4 protein-coding genes and 1 pseudogene are annotated in these 4,310 nt (G+C 48.2%); all 5 read right to left on the reverse strand.

Annotated features, from left to right (window positions below; genetic code table 11):
* Positions 1-789: pseudogene (locus FTV34_RS16510) on the reverse strand (IS91-like element ISVsa3 family transposase); the annotation flags it as partial.
* Between the two features lie 210 nt (positions 790-999).
* Complete coding sequence (locus tag FTV34_RS16515) at positions 1,000-1,224, reverse strand: hypothetical protein (protein ID WP_000743213.1); 225 nt, start codon at positions 1,222-1,224, stop codon at positions 1,000-1,002.
* The gene (locus tag FTV34_RS16520) at positions 1,221-1,958 is read right to left on the reverse strand and encodes a recombinase family protein (RefSeq protein ID WP_001366550.1); all 738 of its coding nucleotides are present in this window, start codon (positions 1,956-1,958) and stop codon (positions 1,221-1,223) included. The genes FTV34_RS16515 and FTV34_RS16520 overlap by 4 nt, the downstream gene beginning before the upstream one ends.
* Positions 1,959-2,106: 148 nt before the next feature.
* Positions 2,107-3,273: a tetracycline-inactivating monooxygenase Tet(X3) gene (locus FTV34_RS16525; RefSeq protein ID WP_024160783.1), complete on the reverse strand. Its 1,167-nt coding sequence runs from the start codon at positions 3,271-3,273 to the stop codon at positions 2,107-2,109.
* A 189-nt stretch (positions 3,274-3,462) separates the two neighbouring features.
* The gene (locus tag FTV34_RS16530; RefSeq protein WP_015060916.1) at positions 3,463-4,128 is read right to left on the reverse strand and encodes a tyrosine-type recombinase/integrase; all 666 of its coding nucleotides are present in this window, start codon (positions 4,126-4,128) and stop codon (positions 3,463-3,465) included.
* Positions 4,129-4,310 lie beyond the last annotated feature (182 nt).

Raw genomic sequence — 4,310 nt, forward strand, 5'->3', positions numbered from 1 at the left:
CAGCAGGGGTGTCATCGGGTCGTCATCCACCGCATCCGAGGCCAGATAGCTGTTTTCGACATCCCGTTCCAGCAGGCCTTGCCGTTCCAGATAGCGACCCACCCGGTGGGCGATGGTGTGCGTCAGCTGGGTGAGCTCTGGGCTGGTCGGCGCCTTGACCCAGCGGAAACGCGCTGAGCCGTGGGATTGCTCGACATACACACCGTCGAGAAACAGCATGTGGAAGTGAACATTCAGATTGAGCGCCGATCCAAAACGCTGGATCAGGGTGACCGCGCCCGTCTTGGCCACTTGGTGGGTATGGCCCGCTTTCTTGACCAGGTGCGTGGCAATGACGCGGTAAACGATGCCCAGCACCCACCCCATGATCTCGGGCCGGCTGGCAAACAGGAAACGCAGCTGAAACGGGAAACTCAACACCCACTGACGCATGGGTTGTTCAGGCAGTACTTCATCAACCAGCAAGGCGGCACTTTCGGCCATCCGCCGCGCCCCACAGCTCGGGCAGAAACCGCGACGCTTACAGCTGAAAGCGACCAGGTGCTCGGCGTGGCAAGACTCGCAGCGAACCCGTAGAAAGCCATGCTCCAGCCGCCCGCATTGGAGAAATTCTTCAAATTCCCGTTGCACATAGCCCGGCAATTCCTTTCCCTGCTCTGCCATAAGCGCAGCGAATGCCGGGTAATACTCGTCAACGATCTGATAGAGAAGGGTTTGCTCGGGTCGGTGGCTCTGGTAACGACCAGTATCCCGATCCCGGCTGGCCGTCCTGGCCGCCACATGAGGCATGTTCCGCGTCCTTGCAATACTGTGTTTACATACAGTCTATCGCTTAGCGGAAAGTTCTTTTACCCTCAGCCGAAATGCCTGCCGTTGCTAGACATTGCCAGCCAGTGCCCGTCACTCCCACTCGATTGTAAACAAGCACACAAAACCCTTTAGTGACAACAATTTGCAAGAACTATCAGGCTCAGTGCCATGAAAAATACCATGACCAGATCATGAGGTTGAACACGGCTTGCGCCGGCAGCGTTCACGCTCCTGGTCGGCGATCTCGCCCGGCTGCAATGCTAGCTCAGCATCGGTCATGCGCTCCAGCACGTCGCGTAGGCGGATGGTGCAAGGAATGGGCGGCAGCTCGAACTCATAGCCGCCGGCGATCATTTCGGCCGCAATCTCCTCGGTGATGAAAAACGGCTCGTCGTCTTGGTTCGGCTTCTTCATGCCCTTTCCTCCTGGCGCTCATCCTGGCCGACAGCGGCCAGGGCATCGGCTTCCGTCAATGCGTCCTCCACGAACGCGCCGTGCTGCTTCGCTTCGGCCTGGCTGACCTCGGCCCATATCCGTTTCACCTGGGCCGCACTGTACCCGGCCAGCTCGGCGGTCTTGTTGATGCTGTAGCCGGACTTGCGCAGCGCGACAACTTGGGCGCGGCGCTTCGGATCAGCACGGCGGCCCTTGTACCGCCCGGCCTGGCGGGCCAACTCAATGCCTTGGCGCTGGCGTTCGCGCCTGTCCTCGTAGTCGTCGCGGGCCATCTGCAAGGCCAGGCGAAAAAGCATGATCTGCACGGCTTCCAGCACGATCTTGGCGACGCCCTGGGCCTCGGCCGCCAGGTCGGATAGATCGACCACGCCAGGGACGGCCAGGCGTGCGCCTTTGGCCTGTATCGAGGCCACCAGGCGCTCGGCCTCGGGCAAAGGTAGGCGGCTGATGCGGTCGATCTTCTCGGCAATGACCACCTCGCCGGGCTGTAGGTCGCCGATCATGCGCAGCAGCTCAGGCCGGTCGGCGCGTGCGCCGGATGCCTTCTCACGGTAGATGCCGGCGACGTAGTAGCCGGCGGCCTTCGCGGCCGTAGTGATCGCCTCTTGGCGTTCCAAGTCCTGCGCGTCGGTGCTGACGCGCAGATAGACCCGCGCCACCATCGGCGCGGCTACTGGCTTCGTCCTGCGCATACTTGCGGGCTCCTTTGGGCATACTCAAATGCACCCATCTTAAACTGGCAGCTAATGTACAAAAGTTGATAGAAGCACACAAGTTCAATTTTGCACTTCTGCCCCACTATTGCAAAACTGCTTGTTAGTAGCCGTTTTTTCTTACTGTTTATAGATTCAATAATTTTTGAAACGAAAAATTGGGACTAAACATTTCGGTTTCGTTTTCTGTCGATTCGTCCTGCGTATCTTTTGCATAAACAAACATTTGTTGTTCGTAGTTTTCGATGGCATTTTCAATACTTGTAAATTCTCCGTTTGTAAGGTTTTCAGACAATATCAAAGCATCCAATAATCCCGTATTTACACCCTGTCCTGCAAAAGGCGACATCAAATGAGCAGCATCGCCAATCATTGTTATGGGTAATGGACGGTTACTTTTCCAATCATTGTTCAAAGGAAATTTCCTTGTGGGCAAGCATTGAAATGTTGATACCGAACGTATTAATTGTTTGTAAACTTCACTCCATTTGGAAAATCTTTTCAATAAAAAATCGGCAACGCTGTTTCTGTCCTGAAAATCTAAGGGAATTTTATTTTTCCATTCATCGGGCGTTTTAAAACTAATTCCTAAATACAATGCACCATTATTATTGGGATTGGCAAACAATAAAATGCCCTGATGTCCCGCCATTAATCGGTTGCCGTTGCATAGCTGAAAAAATCCGGGACAGTTTATTTCCGGTTGAAGAATATCAGCTTGGATGTTGAAAGTACCGGTTTCTTCAACTTGCGTGTCGGTAACAAAGCTCCTTATTTTCGACATTCCACCATTGGCAAGAATAACCAAATCTGCTGTTTCACTCGGTTTATTCTCAAAAGTTAGTGTCCACTTCTTCTTACCAGGTTCAAGCATAACAAGTTTTCTATCCCAAATAACCGTGTCGTTTTCTAAACTATTCAACAAGATAGCCCTTAAGTCATTTCTGTTTATTTCAGGATTGTCAAATCGATTTTCGGGCTTTACATTTTTTGTGGATAAAATATTGCCTTTTTCATCAGCAATATTTACACCCATTGGTAAGGCTAAGTCATAATAAGTTTGTAACAATCCCGCTTTTTTCATTGCTTCCTGACCTGAACCTTTGTGTAGGTCAAGGGTTCCACCAAAAATTCTTGCCTCTCGGTCGTTGTCTCTTTCGTAAACTGAAACGTCTATGCCGTTTTGCTGTAATAATTTTGCCATAGTCAGTCCAACGGGTCCACCACCAATTATTGCAACGTTCTTATCACTAAGTAAATTCATTTGTTTGTCCGTATCTATTCGCATTGTCATTCAAAAATGGCACATAACAAGTGGCTATACGCCAAATGGCGTATATATCCACTATATCTTATTTTGCTAAACCTTTCATTATCAGTGACAAATCCGTTTTCAACCGTTTACCGTTCGTTTCTACTCTCTCAAAAGGATTTATATTCATAGTGCTTTTTGTTAAGTTTTGCTCAAATATACAAATCCTTTCTATATATCTAACAAATCCATCGGACTTTTTAATTGTTCCATTCCCTTGGTGGTAATATGTGTATAAACCTCAGTTGTTTTACTGCTTGAATGACCTAACAACGATTGAATATAACGTAAACTCGTACCATTCTCAAGCAAATGCGTTGCAAAGCTATGTCGTAAGGTATGTACAGTAACTTCCTTTTGAATCTTTGCTTTTAAAACAGCTGCTTTAAAAATGTTTTGAATACTTCGGCTTGAGTATGCGCCACCTTTTTGACCTTCAAATAAATAATCTTTTGGTTTATATTCCATAAAGTATGTTCTTAAAATAATTAATGTTTTCTCAGATAAAATGGTATAACGATCTCTTTTTCCTTTTGACTGTTCTATACGAATTTGCATACGCTTGGAGTCAATGTCTTTTATTTTCAGGTTTATACATTCAGAAATGCGCAAACCTGCCGAATAAATAGTCATCAGAATAGCCTTGTGTTTCACGTTTTCAATAGCGCGTAGTACCCGAATGGTTTCTTCTTCACTCATCACAACAGGAAGTGTTTTTTCTTTTTTTGGTCTTTCGATGAAATATGTTTTCCGTTGTCCACCCAAAACACGTTCGTAATAAAACTTAATCGCATTGATTGCCTGGTTTTGATAAGATATTGAAACTTTTCGCTCCATAACCAAATGTCGGAGAAATGATTGTATATGTCCTTCATTCAATCGATCGACGTATAGGAAGAATAAACGCCCTTTTCACCCAAGTCCAACAGCTTTGGACCGCAGTTGACTCTTTCGACACCCCTGCGATGCAACCCAATCCGGCTGACGGGGAGCCAGCAACGCTGAAAATTTACCCTCCT

Origin of the sequence: Acinetobacter sp. YH16038 (assembly GCF_013417275.1) — a bacterium.
GTDB lineage: Bacteria > Pseudomonadota > Gammaproteobacteria > Pseudomonadales > Moraxellaceae > Acinetobacter.